15 protein-coding genes and 2 tRNA genes are annotated in these 18,354 nt (G+C 63.7%); 7 read left to right on the top strand and 10 right to left on the bottom strand.

Features of this window, described 5'->3' with window-relative positions; genetic code table 11:
- Positions 1-70: 70 nt before the first annotated feature.
- The 4 genes from L858_RS0107955 to L858_RS0107940 all read left to right on the top strand — a co-directional run bounded on the left by L858_RS0107955 (position 71) and on the right by L858_RS0107940 (position 1,642).
- Complete coding sequence (locus L858_RS0107955; RefSeq protein WP_022682619.1) at positions 71-343, top strand: HU family DNA-binding protein; 273 nt, start codon at positions 71-73, stop codon at positions 341-343.
- Positions 344-608: 265 nt separating this feature from the next.
- Positions 609-685, top strand: a tRNA-His gene (locus L858_RS0107950).
- 65 nt (positions 686-750) lie between these two features.
- Complete coding sequence (hisI, locus tag L858_RS0107945; protein ID WP_022682618.1) at positions 751-1,122, top strand: phosphoribosyl-AMP cyclohydrolase; 372 nt, start codon at positions 751-753, stop codon at positions 1,120-1,122.
- A complete protein-coding gene (locus tag L858_RS0107940) occupies positions 1,109-1,642 on the top strand; it encodes a hypothetical protein (RefSeq protein ID WP_022682617.1) in 534 nt (177 codons plus the stop codon). The genes hisI and L858_RS0107940 overlap by 14 nt, the downstream gene beginning before the upstream one ends.
- A 1-nt stretch (position 1,643) precedes the next feature.
- Here the strand turns inward: L858_RS0107940 and L858_RS0107935 are convergent, their stop codons facing one another.
- The 3 genes from L858_RS0107935 to L858_RS0107925 all read right to left on the bottom strand — a co-directional run bounded on the left by L858_RS0107935 (position 1,644) and on the right by L858_RS0107925 (position 5,961).
- Positions 1,644-2,837 (bottom strand): MFS transporter, encoded by a 1,194-nt coding sequence (locus L858_RS0107935; protein ID WP_022682616.1) that lies wholly within the window; start codon positions 2,835-2,837, stop codon positions 1,644-1,646.
- Positions 2,838-2,967: 130 nt separating this feature from the next.
- Positions 2,968-3,639, bottom strand: a complete 672-nt coding sequence (locus tag L858_RS0107930; RefSeq protein ID WP_022682615.1) for a L,D-transpeptidase family protein — start codon at positions 3,637-3,639, stop codon at positions 2,968-2,970.
- A 54-nt stretch (positions 3,640-3,693) separates the two neighbouring features.
- Positions 3,694-5,961 carry an NADP-dependent malic enzyme gene (locus L858_RS0107925; RefSeq protein WP_028055935.1) on the bottom strand — a complete coding sequence of 756 codons (2,268 nt, stop codon included), beginning with the start codon at positions 5,959-5,961 and terminating at the stop codon, positions 3,694-3,696.
- Between the two features lie 173 nt (positions 5,962-6,134).
- Between L858_RS0107925 and L858_RS0107920 the strand changes: the two genes are divergently transcribed.
- On the top strand, positions 6,135-8,228 hold the full coding sequence (locus L858_RS0107920; RefSeq protein WP_022682614.1) for a malate synthase G: 2,094 nt from the start codon (positions 6,135-6,137) through the stop codon (positions 8,226-8,228).
- A 125-nt stretch (positions 8,229-8,353) separates the two neighbouring features.
- Positions 8,354-11,008: an alanine--tRNA ligase gene (alaS, locus tag L858_RS0107915; protein ID WP_022682613.1), complete on the top strand. Its 2,655-nt coding sequence runs from the start codon at positions 8,354-8,356 to the stop codon at positions 11,006-11,008.
- Between the two features lie 193 nt (positions 11,009-11,201).
- Here the strand turns inward: alaS and L858_RS0107910 are convergent, their stop codons facing one another.
- From L858_RS0107910 to aroA, 7 genes are all read right to left on the bottom strand, one after another.
- Positions 11,202-12,986 (bottom strand): cation:proton antiporter domain-containing protein, encoded by a 1,785-nt coding sequence (locus tag L858_RS0107910; RefSeq protein ID WP_022682612.1) that lies wholly within the window; start codon positions 12,984-12,986, stop codon positions 11,202-11,204.
- Positions 12,987-13,056: 70 nt separating this feature from the next.
- Positions 13,057-13,142 (bottom strand) — tRNA-Leu (locus L858_RS0107905).
- 52 nt (positions 13,143-13,194) lie between these two features.
- Entirely contained in the window at positions 13,195-13,485 is a 291-nt protein-coding gene (locus L858_RS0107900) for an integration host factor subunit beta (RefSeq protein ID WP_022682611.1), read from the bottom strand.
- Positions 13,486-13,655: 170 nt separating this feature from the next.
- Entirely contained in the window at positions 13,656-15,368 is a 1,713-nt protein-coding gene (gene rpsA, locus L858_RS0107895; RefSeq protein ID WP_022682610.1) for a 30S ribosomal protein S1, read from the bottom strand.
- Between the two features lie 171 nt (positions 15,369-15,539).
- Positions 15,540-16,175: a (d)CMP kinase gene (gene cmk, locus L858_RS0107890; protein WP_022682609.1), complete on the bottom strand. Its 636-nt coding sequence runs from the start codon at positions 16,173-16,175 to the stop codon at positions 15,540-15,542.
- Positions 16,172-16,423, bottom strand: coding sequence for a CBU_0592 family membrane protein (locus L858_RS0107885; protein WP_022682608.1), 252 nt, complete (start codon positions 16,421-16,423; stop codon positions 16,172-16,174). The genes cmk and L858_RS0107885 overlap by 4 nt, the downstream gene beginning before the upstream one ends.
- Positions 16,420-17,760: a 3-phosphoshikimate 1-carboxyvinyltransferase gene (gene aroA / locus L858_RS0107880; RefSeq protein ID WP_028055934.1), complete on the bottom strand. Its 1,341-nt coding sequence runs from the start codon at positions 17,758-17,760 to the stop codon at positions 16,420-16,422. The genes L858_RS0107885 and aroA overlap by 4 nt, the downstream gene beginning before the upstream one ends.
- A gap of 147 nt (positions 17,761-17,907) precedes the next feature.
- Here aroA and L858_RS0107875 point away from each other — a divergent pair, with 147 nt between their 5' ends.
- Entirely contained in the window at positions 17,908-18,243 is a 336-nt protein-coding gene (locus L858_RS0107875) for a TIGR02300 family protein (RefSeq protein WP_022682606.1), read from the top strand.
- Positions 18,244-18,354 lie beyond the last annotated feature (111 nt).

Genomic DNA, 18,354 nt, shown 5'->3' with positions numbered 1-18,354 from the left:
AGCTGAGCCTTATTGCGCCGCCTACGCGATTCCTAAGTTATCCAAGCAGCTAGAAGGGGGTTCCCAAGGCATGAACAAGCAGGATCTGATCGGCGCCGTCGCTGAGAGCAGCGGGCTTAGCAAGGGTGACGCGACCAAGGCGGTGGAAGGCGTGTTCGACGCCATAACTGGCGCGCTGAAGAAGGGCGACGAAGTGCGCCTGGTCGGTTTCGGGACCTTCTCCGTTTCGCAGCGCAAGGCTTCGACCGGCCGCAATCCGCGTACCGGCGAAACCATGACGATCAAGGCTTCGGCCCAGCCGAAGTTCAAGCCCGGCAAGGGGTTGAAGGATTCGGTCAACTAAGAGCGCGAAGGGCGCTCCTCGATCGGGGCGCACACGCATTTCTTGATCTCATCGGTATCGCGGCAGGTAGAAGTTTTTGAGGAGAGGGTGCAGCGGGCAAGACCCGCGGACTGTGCCGATAAGCAACAGGTGGACGGGAGCGGGGGCATGTGCCGTCCGCTCCTTTTCTTTTTTGCGCAGCCTTTCATTTTCCTGCTTCCCCGCGCTTGACGGCCAAGGATTGGGCGCATATGTGGCCCTTCTCTTACGGGGCACAGCCCCTGTGGCGATCGTAGCTCAGTTGGTTAGAGCGCCGGTTTGTGGTACCGGAGGTCGCGGGTTCGGATCCCGTCGATCGCCCCATTTTCTGCTTTCATCCATGCTGATCGGGGCTTCGCAGGGCGCGCCTGGCGCCTTATAGGCGGCTTATGGACGAAGCGCGCGACAAGGGCCTGACCCTCAATCCCAAATATGACCGTGACGGGCTGATCACTGCGGTAGTGACCAACGTGGACAGCGGAGAAGTGCTGATGGTCGCGCATATGAATGCGCAGGCGCTCGGGCTGACGATCGACACCGGCTTTGCGCATTTCTGGTCGCGCAGCCGCCAGTCGCTCTGGAAGAAGGGCGAAAGCTCCGGCCATATGCTTGAGGTCCGCGATATCCGCATCGACTGCGATCAGGACGCGGTCTGGGTAAAGGCGGTGCCGGCAGGCCCGACCTGCCATACCGGTGCGCGCTCCTGCTTCTTCCGCCGCGTTGGCCCGGACGGCCTCACGCTCGTCGATGCGGCTGACTAGCCTTAGCGCGCTGCTCCTGCTCGCCGCCTGTCAGCGGGCTGAGCCCCCTGCCGCTCGTTCTGCCGATCGTGGCACTCAGATCGGCTCAAGCCTTGAGCGTGCCGCTATCGCGGCGGGAGCCATCGCTGACCCGGCCCGGACGTCTGCCGTGGGCCTCTATCAGCGCAGCCACGAAGCGGGGCGCGACACGCTATGCATCGTCCCCGCCAGTAAGGGCCGGATGCGTTTCGGTCTGGAAGCGCAGTTCGGGGAGGGGCAGGCCTGTCACGGCGAAGGCCATGCCCGGCGGACGGGCGATAAACTGATCCTCAGTTTCTCCGGCGGCGACCGCTGCATCGTCGTGGCCCAATATGACGGCGATCAGATAGCGCTACCCGGCGTGGTCGATCTCAAATGCGCGGGCCTCTGCGAAGGACGCGGCTCACTGGAGGGCGTCAGCTTCCCGCGCCTGTCCAGCGACGCAGCGGCGGCGCTGCGCGTGCAGGACAGTGATGGAAGCAGCCTGTGCGAGCCCGACTGATCTATTCGCAGGCGATTGTAAGCGCGAGCGCGCGCTGCTGAAGCGCAAGCGCGAAAAGGAACACGGCCAGACCGGCGAGGGCAAGCGCGCTGCCGATCCAGCCGGTCGAGGTCAGTCCATGGCCCGATGCGATCGCTATCCCGCCCAACCACGGCCCCAAGGCATTGGCGATGTTGAAGGCGCTGTGGTGGGCGGCAGCCGCCAGCGTCTGGGCATCGCCAGCCACATCCATCAGCCTTGTCTGCAAAACACTTCCCAAGCCCCCGCCACAGCCGATCAGGAAGATGACGACGCACAAGCTCCAGAGCTGGCTAGCCGCCAACGGGAACAGCGCGAGTGCTGCCGCACTCCACAGCAGCACGAAGATAGCGGTGCGGCTCTGCGCCCGGTCCGCCGCCGAGGCCGCGACCAGGTTGCCGATGGTCATGCCGACACCGAAGATTGCGAGGATGGCCGGCACCCAATGCGCTGACACATGGGTCACGGTCAGCATTGTCGAGGCGACATAGGTGTAGACCGCGAAGAGCCCGCCGAAGCCGATCGCGCCGGTCAGCAGCGTCAGCAATACCTGGGGTTCTCGCAGGGCGCCGAGTTCACGCATCGGGCTGGCATCCGGATCGCCCGCATCCCTCGGCGCGAACAAGGCGACGAGGGTGATGGTGGCGACCGCCAGCAGCGCCACGACGCCAAAGCCCGACCGCCAGCCCAGCACCTGACCCATCCAGTTGGCGACGGGAACACCGATCACCGTCGCCACCGTCAGACCCGTCATCACGCGCGCAACCGCTGAGGCGCGCCGGTCGCTCGGCACCAGCGAGGCGGCAACCAGCGCGGCCACGCCGAAATAAGCGCCATGAGGCAGGCCGCTCAGGAAGCGGAACAGCAGCATCATCGAATAATTGGGCGAGATGGCGCTCAAGAGATTGCCGATGGCGAACATGACCATCAACCCGATGAGCAGGGCGCGGCGCGGCAGCCGCGCGCCCAGCACCGCAATCAGCGGAGCGCCTGCCACCACGCCCAAGGCATAGGCGCTGATGGCGTGCCCGGCCGTCGGCTCACTGATCCGGAGATCGGCCGCGAAATAGGGCAGCAGGCTCATCGCCGCGAATTCGGTCGTCCCGATGGCAAAGGCGCCCATGGCCAACGCGAACGTGACGAGAGCGGGGTGCACCGCCCGGCTGGCGTTGGCCATCGGTTGCTCCATTGTGCAATGCGGAAGAATGGTCCCGACAAGTGGGGGCGCGTCGCCCTCCGGTCAAGCCACCGATGGCATGACTTTATTGCAGTTGCACGGCCGGCGAACGCAACCGGTGCACATCGATTTAGGTGGCGGCCTTGACGTGGCTCGTGTCGAGCATCTTGCCGCTCGTGATGACCACGATGTCGCCCAGTCGTGCTACCCCGAACAGCTTCCTGGCGAAGGCGGTCGGTATGCCGATGCAGCCATGTGTGGCATTGCCCCAGCGCACATCGCTGCCGTGGATGGCGACGCCGTCATTCGTTAGCCGCAGCATATAGGGCATGGGCGCGGCATTATAGAGGCTGGAGACATGGTCCGCGTCCTTCTCGGTGATGGGAAAGGCGCCCAGCGGACTTGGCTTGTCATCCGCCCCGTAGATGATGACGGCCGCGCCAATTTCATAGCCTGCGCGGAAGACGGAAAGCGTCTGCGCCTTTAGATCGACTGTCACGATCAACTGTCCCGTCGCAGGCGCGCCACTTTCGTCCCACACATAGTCGCCATGCCGGAACGGGGTTTGGATGGGCAGGACGCGCTTTACCACCAGCGCGCGGGGATCGACTGCCACGGGCTGCGCACGGGTTCGCTCCGCCGGTTTCTTGACGTGAGCGGGAGCAGCGTCGGGGGCAAGCGCGGGTACATTTTCCGCAGGCAGGTCGCGGCCCCGTCCGATCGACAGAGCGAGCAACAGCATCACGGCAGCCGCTCCGCCGCCGATCGCCAGCTTCGTACCCGTCGAAATACGTTCCGCCATTTCCTGCCCTTGCTGCGTCGCCGGTTTATGGCAGGAAAAGGTTAAGCTTCAGCTTCAGCTTTCCCGTTCCACCTCGGCCGCCGCGATGGCGGTGAGATTCAAGATGCCGCGCGCCGTCACGCCGGGCGTAAGCACGTGGATCGGCTGGGCCAGGCCGACCAGCATAGGCCCGACCGTCGGCGAACTGGACGATGCGGACAGAGCCGTCAGCGTGATGTTGGCCGCATCCAGATTGGGCATGACCAGCAGATTGGCCGAGCCTTCGAAGCGCGAATCCGGGACCAGCCGTTCGCGCAGCGACTGGCTGAGCGCCGCGTCCGCATGCATTTCGCCATCCACCATCAGGTCGGGAGCGGCTTCCTTCACCAACTGGAACGCCTGCCGCATCTTGCGCGCGCTGGGGCTGTGCGATGCGCCGAAATTGGAGTGCGACAGCAGCGCCACGCGCGGCGTCAGGCCGAAATGCTTGAGCTCCGTCGCGCCGAGCACCGCCATTTCGGCGATCTGCGCAGGCGTGGGATCAGGCACCATATGGGTATCCGTGATGAACAGCGCGCCCGCGTCCAGGATCAGTCCGGACAGCGCATAGACGCGGCTATGGTTGGGCGCGCGGTCGATGATACGCAGCGCGTGCTCGACCTCACCCCAAAAGTCGCTGTTGCCGCCGACCAGCGCCGCATCGACGCGGCCAGTACGCAGCAGCATCGCGGCTGTGACGCTGGGCCGCCTGTAGACATGACGCGTCACCTCGGCCGAGGAAACGCCCTTGCGCGCGGCGATAGCGCGATAGGCTTCGACCAATTCACCCATCAGCAGATGATCGGTTTCCGGATCGATCACTTCCACATCGCGGTCCAACTTGAACCGGAGGCCAAGACTGGGCAGCTTTTGATCCAGAATGCGGCGCCGTGCGATGATGACGGGGCGCACGATCCCCTCGTCCAGCCCGTCCTGGATGGCGCGCAGCACGCGTTCATCCTCGCCCTCGCCATAGGCGATGCGGCGCTGCGTGCCGCGTGCCGCCTGGAAGACGGGCAGCATGAGCTGAGCAGAGCGGGTGTTCTGCTGCGCCAGCTGCCTTTTGTAGCTGTCGAGATCTAGCTGTCGCTTGGCGACGCCGCTGTCCATCGCGGCCTTGGCGACGGCGGTGGCGATCTCCGCGATCAGGCGCGGGTCGAATGGCGTGGGGATGATATAGTCGGGGCCGAACACCAGCTTGCGTCCGCCATAGGCATGGGCGACGCTGTCATGGGCAGGCAGGCGGGCGAGGGCGGCGATCGCTTCGGCCGCCGCGGCCTTCATCGCTTCGTTGATCTCTGTCGCCCGTGCATCCAGCGCCCCCCGGAAGATATAGGGGAAGCAGAGGACGTTGTTCACCTGATTGGGATAATCCGATCGGCCGGTCGCGATGATCGCGTCGGGCCGCGCTTCCCGCGCCACTTCCGGGCGGATTTCCGGCTCGGGATTGGCGAGCGCGAAAATCAGCGGATTGGGCGCCAGCAGCGGCAGCCATTCGGGCTTGAGCACGCCCGGCGCAGATAGGCCGAGGAACAGGTTGGCGCCCGGCAGGACGTCGGGCAGCGTGCGCGCGTTGGTCTTGCGCGCATAGCGGGCCATGTTGGGCAGCATGCCTTCGCGTTCCGAATGAATCACGCCATCCTTGTCGGTCAGCGTCACATTGTCGACGGGCAGGCCCATGCTCACCAACAGGTCGACGCAGGCAAGCGCCGCCGCGCCCGCGCCGGACGTCACCAGACGCGCTTCGGCCAGCGTCTTCCCCTGAAGCACCAGCGCGTTGCGCACCGCCGCCGCGACGACGATGGCCGTGCCATGCTGGTCGTCATGAAAGACGGGGATGTTCATCCGCTTCTTCAGTTCCGCCTCGATGGCGAAACATTCCGGCGCCTTGATATCCTCCAGATTGATGCCGCCGAAGGTCGGCTCCAGCAGGGCGACGGCCTCGACGAATTTTTCCGGATCGGTGGTATCGACTTCGATGTCGAACACGTCGACATCGGCGAATTTTTTGAAGAGGACCGCCTTGCCCTCCATCACCGGCTTGGAGGCCAGCGCGCCGATCGATCCCAACCCGAGCACCGCCGTGCCGTTCGAAATCACCGCGACCAGGTTGCCGCGCGCGGTATAGTCCATCGCCTTTTCGGGATCTTCGGCGATGTCGAGACAGGGCGCGGCCACGCCGGGTGAATAGGCCAGCGCAAGGTCGCGCTGGTTGACCATGCGTTTGGTCGGTTCGATCCGCAGCTTTCCGGGTTGCGGATAGCGGTGATAGTCGAGGGCGGCGCGGCGCGTATTTTCGTCCATTTGGGCCCCTTAGAACCGGTTGACGGCGCGAGCAATGGTTCGGCTCCTTGGGAAAAAAATACTCCGACAAAATCCGCTTGTTAATTTCTCAGGAAGAAATACTGAATTTTGATAATGGATGCTACCCGACATAATGCTGACGGTTTATGAGCTTCTCCAAAGGAGATTGTCACATGACCAACATGACCAACCGCGCCGGCCTGAAGGTCGCGCAGCAGCTTGCCGCCTTCGTCGAGCAACGCGCTCTTCCCGGCACTGGCATTGACGCGGCCAGCTTCTGGCGGGGCGTTGCGGCCATCTTCGCGCAGTTCGCGCCGGAAAATGCCTCGCTGCTGGCCAAGCGCGACGCGATCCAGGCACGGATCGACGCCTGGCACCAGGAAAGGGCAGGGCAGCCGCTCGACAGCGCCGCCTATCAGGATTTTCTGCGCGAGATCGGCTATCTCGTTCACGAGCCTGCGCCCTTCCAGATCGGCAGCGAGAATGTCGACGATGAGGTTGCCCGTCTCGCCGGTCCGCAGCTGGTCGTGCCGATCCTCAATGCGCGCTTCCTGCTGAACGCGGCCAATGCCCGCTGGGGCAGCCTCTATGACGCGCTCTACGGCACGGACGCCATTTCCGGCGCGGCGGCAGGAAAGGGCTACGACCCGCAGCGCGGTGCGCAGGTCATCGCCTGGGCCAAAAGCTTCCTCGATGAAGCCGTCCCGCTCGCGAGGGGCTCATGGACAGAACTGAGCAGCGACGATATTCAACTCGCCGACCCCAGCCAGTATCGTGGTAGCAGCGAGAAGGGCCGTCTCTTCCGCCACAACGGGCTGCACATCGAAGTGGTCTTCGATCCCTCGCATCCCATCGGCAAGGACGATCCCGCTGGCATTGCCGACGTCATTCTCGAATCCGCGCTGACGACAATCTGCGATCTGGAGGACTCGGTCGCTGCCGTCGATGCGGAGGACAAGGTTGCCGCTTATGCCAACTGGCTAGGCCTGATGCAGGGTGATCTCACCGACAGCTTCGAAAAGAGCGGCGCCATGATGACGCGCTCGCTCAATCCGGACCGCAGCTATGCGGCGCCCGATGGCAGCAACTTCACCCTGCCGGGCCGCAGCCTGCTGTTCGTGCGCAATGTCGGCCACCTGATGACGACACCGGCTGTCCTGCTCGCCAATGGCGCGGAGGCTCCGGAAGGCATTCTTGACGGCATCGTCACGACCCTTATCGCGCTGCACGACCTGAAGCGCGAAGGCGGCAACAGCCGCGCCGGCAGCATCTATATCGTCAAGCCGAAGATGCACGGTCCCGAGGAAGTCGGCTTCACCAACCGCCTGTTCGACGCGATCGAGGATTTGCTGGGACTTGCCCGCCACACGCTGAAGGTCGGCGTGATGGACGAAGAACGCCGCACCTCCGTCAACCTTGCCGCCTGCATTGAAGCGGTCAAGGACCGCATCGTCTTCATCAACACGGGCTTCCTCGACCGCACAGGCGATGAGATGCACACATCGATGCGCGCGGGTCCGATGATCCGCAAGGGCGAGATGAAGACGTCCAACTGGATCACGGCCTATGAAGACCGCAATGTCCAGATCGGCCTTGCCTGTGGACTTTCGGGCCGCGCGCAGATCGGCAAGGGGATGTGGGCTGCTCCCGACCGCATGGGTGACATGCTCGACCAGAAGGTCGGCCACCCGAAGACCGGAGCGAACACCGCATGGGTCCCGTCACCCACCGCCGCGACGCTCCACGCGACTCATTATCACGGCATCGACGTCTTCGCCCGCCAGGCCGAGCGCAGGGCGGAGGCGGTGGAGCCGCTGGAAAAGCTGCTGACGATCCCCGTCGCGCAGGGCCGCAACTGGTCCGAGGAAGAGATTGCGGAGGAGCTAGACAATAATGCGCAGGGCATCCTTGGCTATGTTGTACGCTGGATCGATCAGGGCGTTGGCTGCTCCAAGGTCCCCGACATTCACGACGTCGGATTGATGGAAGACCGCGCCACGCTGCGCATTTCCTCTCAACATATGGCAAACTGGCTGCTCCATGGCGTGTGCACGTCGGAACAGATCGACGCCGCCTTCACGCGCATGGCCGCCAAGGTCGACGCGCAAAATGCCAGCGATCCGCTCTACCGCCCAATGAGCGGCAACCCGGACAGCCTCGCGTGGCAGGCCGCGCGGGCGCTGGTGTTCGAGGGTGTCGCCCAGCCCAACGGCTACACCGAGCCGCTGTTGCACAAGTATCGGGCGCTGGCGAAGGCGCTCGCCTGATGGACATGAGGGGAGGGGGGGGCACCAATGCCACCCGTCCCACTCCAAACCCTATCAGCCGATAATCCAATAAACGACGAAAAGCCCCGCTTGTGCGTTGGGACGCTTCCAACTAAATCGCCCCCATGACATCGACCAACGACATTCGCCGCTCGTTCCTCGACTATTTCGGGGCCAGCGGCCACACCATCGTTCCGTCCGCGCCTTTGGTGCCGCACAACGACCCCACGCTGATGTTCGTCAATGCGGGCATGGTGCCGTTCAAGAATGTCTTCACGGGCCTTGAATCCCGGCCTTATTCCACAGCGACCAGCAGCCAGAAGTCGGTCCGCGCCGGCGGCAAGCATAACGACCTCGACAATGTCGGCTACACCGCGCGCCACCATACTTTCTTCGAAATGCTGGGCAATTTCAGCTTCGGCGACTATTTCAAGGAACAGGCGATCACCCACGCCTGGACCTTGCTGACCAAGGAATGGGGGCTCCCGGCAGAGAGGCTGACCGCGACCGTCTATCACACCGACGATGAAGCCTTCGACCTCTGGAAGAAGATTGCGGGCCTTCCCGAAGAGCGGATCATCCGCATCCCGACCAAGGATAATTTCTGGGCCATGGGCGATAGCGGTCCTTGCGGGCCTTGCTCAGAAATCTTCTACGATCATGGCGATCATATCTGGGGCGGCCCTCCGGGAAGCCCGGAGGAGGATGGCGACCGCTTTGTCGAGATCTGGAACCTCGTCTTCATGCAATATGAGCAGGAAGCGAACGAGATCGTCTCCGAACTGCCCAAGCCGAGCATCGACACCGGGATGGGCCTGGAGCGCATCGCGGCCGTGCTGCAGGGCGTCCACAATAATTACGACACCGACACGTTCAAGGCGCTCGTCGAGGAATCGAGTGCTCTGACGAAGACAGCCACGGACGGTGAGCATCAGGCCAGCCACCGCGTCATCGCGGATCACCTTCGCTCGACCAGCTTCCTGATCGCGGACGGCGTGCTGCCCGCGAACGAGGGCCGCGGCTATGTGCTGCGCCGCATCATGCGCCGCGCCATGCGTCACGCGCACATTATCGGCGCGAAGGAGCCGCTGATGCACCGACTGGTGCCGAGCCTCGTCTCCGAAATGGGCGGAGCCTATCAGGAACTGGTCCGCGCCCAGCCGCTGATTGAGGAAACGCTGTGGCGGGAGGAAACCCGTTTCCGTCAGACGCTGGAAAAGGGCCTGAAGCTGCTTGATGAAGCGACCGGCGACCTCGCCGATGGCGGCACGCTGCCCGGCGAAACCGCGTTCAAGCTCTACGACACTTACGGCTTCCCCTATGACCTCACCGAAGACGCGCTGCGCTCGCGTGGCCTGACCGTCGAGCGGGCCGGCTTCGACGCCGCCATGGCGGAACAGAAGGCCGCCGCGCGCGCGGCCTGGAAGGGCTCAGGTGAAAAGGCGTCGGACGAAATCTGGTTCGATATCGCTGAAAAGGCGGGCAATACCGAATTCATCGGCTACAGCTCGACCGAGGGTGAGGGCGAAGTCGTGGCGATCGTCCGGGACGGTGTGAACTTCGACAGCGCAACCGCTGGTGAGACGGTCCTGATCGTCACCAACCAGACGCCATTTTACGGCGAAAGCGGCGGTCAGATGGGCGATGCCGGCACCATCACCTCGCAGGCCGGCCTCGTCGCCGATGTCGAGGATACCGCCAAGCCGCTTGGCCGCCTCCATGCGCACAAGGCGAAGATCGGCTCGGGCAGCATAAAGGTCGGCGACACCATTCACCTCAGCGTCGATGTCAGCCGTCGTGACCGCATTCGCGCCAACCACAGCGCAACCCATCTGCTGCACGCGGCGCTGCGCAAAGCTCTTGGCGCGCATGTCACGCAGAAGGGCAGCCTCGTCGCGCCGGAGCGGCTGCGCTTCGACTTCTCGCATCCCGAAGCGCTGACCCACAGCCAGATCGCCGCCATCGAAGCGGACGTGAACGAGCAGATCCGTCACAATGAAGCAGTGACGACCCGCCTGATGACTCCCGATGACGCCATCCAGGCAGGAGCCATGGCGCTGTTCGGCGAGAAATATGGCGACGAAGTGCGCGTCCTTTCCATGGGACGGGGAGACGCGAACAGCTATTCCGTCGAACTGTGCGGCGGCACCCATGTCCGCGCCACGGGGGACATCGCGCTCTTCAAGATCGTGTCAGAGAGCGCGGTTTCGTCGGGCGTTCGCCGTATCGAGGCGCTGACCGGCGAAGCCGCGCGACTCTGGCTCTCGGATCGTGAAGATCGCTTGCGCCAGTCGGCCGTTGCCCTGAAGACCACGCCGGAGGAAGTGCCGGTCCGCATTGCCGCGCTGGTCGAACAAAGCCGTAAGCTGGAGCGCGAACTCGCCGAGGCGAAGAAAGCGCTGGCGCTGGGCGGCGGCGGCTCTGCTCAGGCGGCCGGCCCGGAAAAGGTCGGTGCGATCAACTTCATCGGTCAGGTGATCGACGGGCTCGATCCCAAGGAACTGCGCGGTCTTGTCGATCAGAACAAGGCGACGCTCGGCAGCGGCGTGTCCGCCGTGCTTGCCGTGGTCGACGGCCGCGCGAGCATTGCGGTGGGCGTTACGGACGACCTGCTGGGAAGCATCAGCGCTGTCGAACTGGTCCGCGCCGGTGTCGAGGCGCTGGGCGGCAAGGGCGGCGGCGGCCGTCCGGACATGGCGCAGGGCGGCGGTCCCGATGGCGACAAGGCCAGCGCCGCGATCGACGCCGTCAAGGCTGCGCTCGCCAGCGTTCCGGCTTAAGGGCAAAGGGGAGGGGCAGGGGGCGACCAAGCCGTCTGAACTCCGCCTCATCGCCTCCTTCATCCCAGCGAAAGCTGGGATTTCGGACGGGACAGGCCGCCGGAACCTTCGCTGTCCTACAGCGCGCCAAATCCGCTATGCCGACCGAGTTATTTTACCTGTCGGAAGACGGTGTTCGGCTTCCGACTCGCGCTCAAGGCACCTCGTCCGGCCGCAGCCGCCGCAGCTTGGGTGCCGTCTCCAACTGAGCCGCATCCTTGATCCCCATCCGCAAATCCTCGCGCGTCTGATGGATGGACGCGATCACCGGACCCATTGCAACGCCGAGGTCGACCAGCGCAGTTTCGGCAAGCTGCAATGAGCTTTCCAGCGTTTCGGGAACCGCGTCACTCGCCCCCGCGCGATAAAGCTGGGCGGCATGATCGGTATCGCGGGCGCGCGCGATGATCGGCAGATCGGGCACCCAACCGCGAACCCGCTTCGTCACGCGGACGGACAGCACCGGATCATCCATCGTCAGGATAAGGGCCCGGGCATGGCCTAGCCGCAGCTTGTCGAGCATCTCTGCGCGCGACACGTCGCCGAAGAGAATGGGATAGCCCGAACGCCGTGCCTCAGCGACCATGTCAGGATCCGACTCCACGACGATGAAGCGCTGCTTGTGCACCGTCAGAAGATCGCAAACCATGCGCCCGACACGGCCGAAGCCGATCACGACGGCGGCGGCTTCGGTATGCTCCTGGCTTGCCTCGGCCGTTTCCTCGCCTAGCGCCATTTCCAACCGCCGCGCAATGTCATGGCCGAGCCGCGCAAGGATGGGTGTGATGGTGAGGCCGATGGCGGTGACGATCTGCCAGAAGGCCGCGGTCGAGGGTAGGATGAGTTGCGCAGCCGCGGCGGCGGACAGCACGATCAGGGTCGTTTCCGAAGGGCTCGACATCAGCACGCCGACTTCCATCGCAACGCCCTTTCGAGCGCCGGACAGATAGAGCAGGGCGGCGGTGACGATGATCTTGGTGAGGACGACACCAGCCACCGCCAGCACCAGATTGGGCCAGTTGGCGATGATCACCCGCACATCCAGGCCCATGCCGACGGTGATCAGGAAGACGCCGAGCGCCAGCCCCTTGAACGGCGCGGTCATCACCTCGACTTCGCCGTGATAGTCGGTCTCGGCAATTAGCAGGCCCGCGAGCAGGGCGCCGACGATCGGAGACAGGCCGGCGATCGACGTCGCCAGGCTGGACACGATGACGACCAGCAGGCTCGCCGCCAAGAAGACCTCGGGACTCTTCGTCCGCGCCGCCTGGCTGAAGATATGCGGCAGGCACAGGCGGCCCAGCACCAGCATTACGGCGATGGTGATCCCGCTCTTCAGCAGGATGTCGGCCAGTTCGTTCCAGGGACCTTCGGGGCTTGCCGCGACGGAAGGGGCAAGGGCGCCGAGCATGAAGATGATGGGAACCAGTGCCAGATCTTCGAACAGCAACATGGAAAAGGCCGCGCGGCCAACGGCACTTTCGGTACCGACCATGGGCAGCACAACCGCCGTCGAGGACAGCGCAAGCGCTAGGCCGAGGCCGATGGCTCCCCCCGCTGGCTGGCCTAGAAAGTAGAGGCCAAGTCCAATCAATATGCCGCTGCCAAGTAATTCGGCCGCGCCGACGCCGAATACTTGCGCTCTCATGCTCCACAGGCGGCGGAAGCTCAGTTCCAGGCCGATGGAGAACAGCAATAATATGACGCCCAGCTCAGCAAAGGGCTCGATCGCTGACTTGTTGGAGATAGTGACGTGATAGAGCCACGGATATTCGCCGACCAGCGCACCAAGACCGGACGGGCCCACGGCCAACCCGACCAGAATGAATCCGATGACGGGACTGATGCGCAGTCGCGCAAAGCCGGGGATGACAAGGCCGGCAGCGCCGAGAATGACCAGAGAATCGCTGAAACTTTGAGGATTGATCGCACCTGCCATAATGCATCATCGCGACAATCCGCACCAATAGCCAGTCTCATGAGCAGGCTGATTTCAACTAGATGATGCTTGGTGCGGACGGCGGGACTTGAACCCGCATTCCCAGGGGGAGGCGGATTTTAAGTCCGCTGCGTCTACCGATTTCGCCACGTCCGCGTGGCGATATCCCCTGAAAGCTTAGAGCGCAGCGGTCAAGGCCATATCTCGATCAATGCTCGGCCTTGACGTTCAGTCGTTCCCGCATCTCCTTGCCCGGCTTGAAATAAGGTACGCGCTTTGCACAAACCGGCACCTGTTCCCCCGTGCGCGGATTACGGCCCGTGCGCGCTTCACGCGGGCGTGTGGTGAAGGCGCCGAAGCCGCGCAACTCCACGCGTCCGCCGTTCGACAGGCGATCGACGATTTCCTTGAAGAAGAGATCAACGATCCGCTCCACCTCTTGCGAGCTGAGGGCCGGATTCTCTTCCGCCAACTTCTGAATTAGTTCCGAGCGTATCATTGGTCCTCCAGCTCCCCCCTTCTGGCTCCCAATTAATTTATAGTGAATCCCGTTGGTTCTGACAATGAGCCAATATCGGTAGGTCTTTTTCCCATTTTGGGAATGAAAAAGCCCGCCGGAGTATAGTTCCGGCGGGCTCTATTACTTTGGATAGATATCGAAAGAGCAGTTTAGCCTTCGCTCTTCGCCTTCAGCGCTTCGCCAAGGATATCGCCCAGCGACGCGCCGCTGTCGGACGAGCCGTACTGGGCAACGGCCTGCTTCTCTTCGGCGATCTGCATCGCCTTCACCGAGAAGGTCGGCTTCTTGGCGCGGTCGAAGCCAGTGACCATGGCATCGAACTTCTGGCCAACCTGGAAGCGTTCCGGACGCTGTTCGTCGCGATCGCGGCCAAGGTCGCTGCGCTTGATGAAGCCGGCAGCGCCATCTTCGCCAGCCTGGACTTCCAGGCCGCCGTCACGCACTTCCAGAACCGTCACGGTGACGATCGAGTTCTTGTTGAGGCCAGCAGCCGCAGCAGCGGTGCCGCCAGCGGCCGGGCCGCCACGCTCAAGCTGCTTCATGCCAAGGCTGATGCGCTCCTTCTCGACGTCGATGTCGAGAACGACGGCCTGGACCGTCTCGCCCTTGCGGTGCAGAGCCAGCGCGTCTTCGCCCGAAATGCCCCAGGCGATGTCCGACATGTGCACCATGCCGTCCACGTCGCCGTCCAGGCCGATGAACAGGCCGAACTCGGTCGCGTTCTTGACTTCACCCTCGACGGTCGAACCGATCGGGTGACGTTCGGCGAAGCTGTCCCAGGGGTTGTTCTGGGCCTGCTTGAGGCCGAGCGAGATGCGGCGCTTCTCGGGATCCACTTCGAGGACGATGACGTCGACTTCCTGGCTGGTCGAAACGATCTTGCCGGGGTGAACGTTCTTCTTGGTCCAGGACATTTCCGACACGTGGACAAGGCCCTCGATGCCCGGCTCCAGTTCGACGAACGCACCATATTCGGTGATGTTCGTAACGCGGCCCGACAGCTTCGCACCGACCGGATATTTGGCGGCGGCGCCTTCCCACGGATCGCTCTCCAGCTGCTTCATGCCGAGGCTGATGCGCTGGGTGTCGCGATTGATGCGGATGATCTGGACACGGACGGTGTCGCCGATGTTGATCATCTCGTTCGGGTGGTTGATCCGCTTGTAGCTGAGATCGGTGACGTGCAGCAGGCCATCGATGCCGCCCAGGTCAACGAACGCACCATAGTCGGTGATGTTCTTGACGACGCCCTCGATGATCTGGCCCTCGTGCAGGGTTTGGATGAGGCCGCTGCGCTGTTCGGCGCGGGTTTCTTCCAGAATGGCGCGGCGGGACACGACGATGTTGCCGCGACGGCGATCCATCTTGAGGATCTGGAAGGGCTGCGGAATGTCCATCAGCGGGGTGACGTCGCGTACCGGGCGAATGTCGACCTGGCTGCCGGGGAGGAACGCTACGGCGCCGTCGAGATCGACGGTGAAGCCACCCTTGACGCGGCCGAAGATGACACCTTCGACGCGGGCGTTTTCGGTGAACTCGGACTCCAGCTTGTCCCAGGCGGCTTCGCGGCGGGCGCGGTCGCGCGACAGCATGGCTTCGCCATGGGCGTTTTCGACGCGGTCGACATAGACTTCGACTTCGTCGCCGACCTTCAGCTCAGCCTTCTGGCCCGGCGCGGCGAATTCACGCAGCGGCACACGGCCTTCCGACTTCAGGCCGACGTCGATCAGCGCCATGTCGTTTTCGATGCCGGTAACGGTGCCCTTGACGACGCGGCCTTCGAAGCCGCCATCCTCGCCACCGAGGGATTCATTGAGCAGCGCGGCGAAATCGTCGCGCGAGGGGAATGCCGTAGAGGCCATTAAAAGTTTCCTTCACTCGTCATTGCTGGCCTACCGGTTGTATCCGGTGGTCTTTCAGGCCAAACCGCCCGCGCAGCCGAATACCGCGCGAACATCCGTCGGCCATGCGCGAGGATGACGCTCAGGAGAAAAGCGAAAAGGGCGCCCGGGAGTCCCTACGCCGTTACCGTGTCAGCTCTTCCGCCGACGTTCCAACTGGGCGTCCACCAGCGCGATGGCCTGCTGGACGGCGGCTTCTATAGTCAAATTGCTGGTGTCGAGCAAGTCCGCGCCATCGGCCATGCGGAGCGGCGCATGGTCGCGGCTCATGTCGCGCGTGTCGCGCGCCTGAATGTCGGCAATCAGGCTGTCCATGTCGGGATGGCCGCCGTGCGACAGCGCGTCCTGGAAACGGCGCTGGGCGCGAACATGAACGCTCGCCGTGACGAAGATTTTCGCGTCGGCATCCGGGGCGATCACTGTACCGATGTCGCGGCCGTCCAGGATGGCGCCGCCCGTCTGGGTGGCGAAGTCCCGCTGCCGCTTGACCAAAGCTTGCCGGACGCTTTGGTGGACGGACACGCGTGAGGCGAGGGAGCCGACCGCTTCGCTGCGCAGCGCTGGATCGTTGAGGAAGGTGTCTTCGAACTCGCAGGCGTCCAGGGCGTCGGCTTCATGGTCCGGGTCACCGCTGGCCTTGAGGACGGCGAGGCCCACGGCTCGATAAAGTAGCCCGGTGTCGAGCACAGGCATCCCATAATGCTGCCCCAGCGCCTTCGCGATGGTGCCTTTGCCGGATGCGGCGGGACCATCCACGGCGATAATCATGATGCTTTGCCTTTTTGCAGCGCCTTGGCGAGGCCAATCAGGGCGATTAATGCCCAGACGATCTCCAGCGCCATGGATGCGACGTTGAAGTGAACGGTCAGCGAATAGATCAGCAGTAATGCACCGATCAGGTTGAGCAGGTTGAACAGAGTGAAGTTCAGCACTTTAGCCATGTTGCTGTAGGCATAGGCTATGACCATCAATCCGCTGCCGATCAGGCCGATGATGCTGGCGAGGTCCAGGCTCACGCCATCGCGCCCAGGCTTTGCAGCAGGCTGGTAAAGCCGGGGAAGCTGGTCGCGACCGGGCGCATATCGTCGATCGTCACGCCGTTTTTCGACACGAGGCCGGCAATGGCGAAGCTCATGGCGATCCGGTGGTCGAGCTTGGTCGCGATCGGCCCTCCTCCTGGCAGGAGAGCCCCGCCGCTGCCTTCGATGACGATGCCGTCTTCCAGTTCCTCGGCGGCCACGCCGATAGCGCGCAAGCCGGCCGCCATGGTGGCGATCCGGTCCGACTCCTTGACGCGCAGTTCTTCAAGGCCGCGGAAGGTGCTGCGCCCTTCGGCAAAGGCGGCGGCGATAAACGCAACCGGATATTCATCGATCATCGACGGCGCGCGAGCAGGGTCGGGTTCGACGCCCTTGAGTGCCGACGCGGTGACGACGAGGTCGCCCACCGGCTCACCCCCGACTTCGCGAGGATTCTCGATGACGATGCTGCCGCCCATCTCCTGCAGCAGATCGATAAGGCCGGCCCGGGTCGCATTGAGGCCGACATTGGAAATCGTGATCTGCGAGCCAGGTACCAGCAGCGCGGCGACGATCGGAAAGGCTGCGGACGAGGGGTCGCCCGGCACGATGATCGATTGCGGGCGAAGTTCGGCTTCACCCCTCAAGGTGATGATGCGGGTGCCCCCGGCTTCCACCTCCACCGTCAGGTCGGCGCCAAAGCCTGTGAGCATGCGCTCGCTATGGTCGCGAGTGGGGATTGGTTCTACGACGCGGGTGATGCCTGGCGCGTTCAGCCCTGCGAGCAGAATGGCCGACTTGACCTGGGCGGAGGCGACAGGAAGACGATAATCTAGCGGGACAGCCGGGCAGGCGCCGCGCATGGTGAGCGGCAGGCGATCGCCGGGGCTGCTGGTGAAGCTGGCGCCCATGCGGGAAAGCGGTTCAGTAACGCGGGCCATGGGGCGCTTGCTCAAGGAGGCATCGCCCACGAATGTCGCTGTGATCGCGTGGCTGGCGATCAGGCCCATGAGGAGGCGGGTCGACGTGCCACTATTCCCCATGTCGAGGGCGCCTGCGGGCTGGAGCAGGCCGCCGACGCCTACGCCATGAATGTGCCAGATGCCGTCTTCGTCGCGGCGAATGTCGGCGCCCATGGCGCGCATCGCGGCGGCTGTTGCCAGGACGTCCTCGCCCTCCAGCAGGCCTTCGACGCGGCTCTCCCCCACCGCGAGCGCGGACAGCATGAGCGAGCGGTGCGAGATGCTCTTGTCGCCGGGCACGGTCACGGAACCGGAAAGCGCGGGCGCTGCGGTGAAGGTCATGGGGCGGGGATAGTCGGAAGAAGATGTCACCGGAAATCCGTTGCGAAGAACTGAAAAATTGCGCACCGGCTTTTGACAGCGCCGTTTCGCTATGGCAAGGCGCCGTCTCTTCGCGGGCGACCCTGTCGTGCTGCGTAATATCCATTTTGAGCACTCGCGAGAAGGACAAGGCCGGACATGGTCAAGGCTGAATGGGGCACGAAGCGTACCTGCCCGAAATGCGCCACGCGCTTCTATGACCTGGGCAAGGAAGACCCGGTGACCTGCATCAACTGCGGTACGGCTTGGGAGCCTGAGCCGGTGCTGAAGTCGAAGCAGCCGCTGCCTTACGAGGAAGCGCCCAAGAAGGTGATCGAAACCGCCGACGGCGAGTTGGAGGCTGCGGACGACGATCTGGACATCGACCTGGACGTAGATGATGACGGCGACTCGCCGGATAACGACGTCGATCTCGGCGGCGACGATGATCTTGGCGTCGATGCCGGCGGCGACGACGGTGACGACGACAATTAAGTGAATTTTCTGCTTGCCAAGGAGGAAGCTGCCACCTAATGGCAGCGACCTCCGAGGCGCCGGACCCAACGGCGCCGAATTGGACTTGGGGCCTTAGCTCAGCTGGGAGAG

Source organism: Sphingobium bisphenolivorans, assembly GCF_000412635.1.
Taxonomy (GTDB): Bacteria; Pseudomonadota; Alphaproteobacteria; order Sphingomonadales; family Sphingomonadaceae; genus Sphingobium; species Sphingobium bisphenolivorans.
This window is presented reverse-complemented; position numbering and strand designations above follow the sequence as displayed.

What these genes read in the sequence shown, in the direction of transcription:
- L858_RS0107920 (WP_022682614.1), top strand. Translation starts at nt 6,135, where the DNA reads ATGACCAACATGACCAACCGCGCCGGCCTGAAGGTCGCGCAGCAGCTT.
- cmk (WP_022682609.1), bottom strand. Translation starts at nt 16,175, where the DNA reads ATGATTATCGCCGTGGATGGTCCCGCCGCATCCGGCAAAGGCACCATC.
- L858_RS0107900 (WP_022682611.1), bottom strand. Translation starts at nt 13,485, where the DNA reads ATGATACGCTCGGAACTAATTCAGAAGTTGGCGGAAGAGAATCCGGCC.
- alaS (WP_022682613.1), top strand. Translation starts at nt 8,354, where the DNA reads ATGACATCGACCAACGACATTCGCCGCTCGTTCCTCGACTATTTCGGG.
- L858_RS0107935 (WP_022682616.1), bottom strand. Translation starts at nt 2,837, where the DNA reads ATGGCCAACGCCAGCCGGGCGGTGCACCCCGCTCTCGTCACGTTCGCG.
- L858_RS0107930 (WP_022682615.1), bottom strand. Translation starts at nt 3,639, where the DNA reads ATGGCGGAACGTATTTCGACGGGTACGAAGCTGGCGATCGGCGGCGGA.
- L858_RS0107955 (WP_022682619.1), top strand. Translation starts at nt 71, where the DNA reads ATGAACAAGCAGGATCTGATCGGCGCCGTCGCTGAGAGCAGCGGGCTT.
- rpsA (WP_022682610.1), bottom strand. Translation starts at nt 15,368, where the DNA reads ATGGCCTCTACGGCATTCCCCTCGCGCGACGATTTCGCCGCGCTGCTC.
- L858_RS0107910 (WP_022682612.1), bottom strand. Translation starts at nt 12,986, where the DNA reads ATGGCAGGTGCGATCAATCCTCAAAGTTTCAGCGATTCTCTGGTCATT.
- L858_RS0107925 (WP_028055935.1), bottom strand. Translation starts at nt 5,961, where the DNA reads ATGGACGAAAATACGCGCCGCGCCGCCCTCGACTATCACCGCTATCCG.
- L858_RS0107940 (WP_022682617.1), top strand. Translation starts at nt 1,109, where the DNA reads ATGCGGCTGACTAGCCTTAGCGCGCTGCTCCTGCTCGCCGCCTGTCAG.
- L858_RS0107875 (WP_022682606.1), top strand. Translation starts at nt 17,908, where the DNA reads ATGGTCAAGGCTGAATGGGGCACGAAGCGTACCTGCCCGAAATGCGCC.
- hisI (WP_022682618.1), top strand. Translation starts at nt 751, where the DNA reads ATGGACGAAGCGCGCGACAAGGGCCTGACCCTCAATCCCAAATATGAC.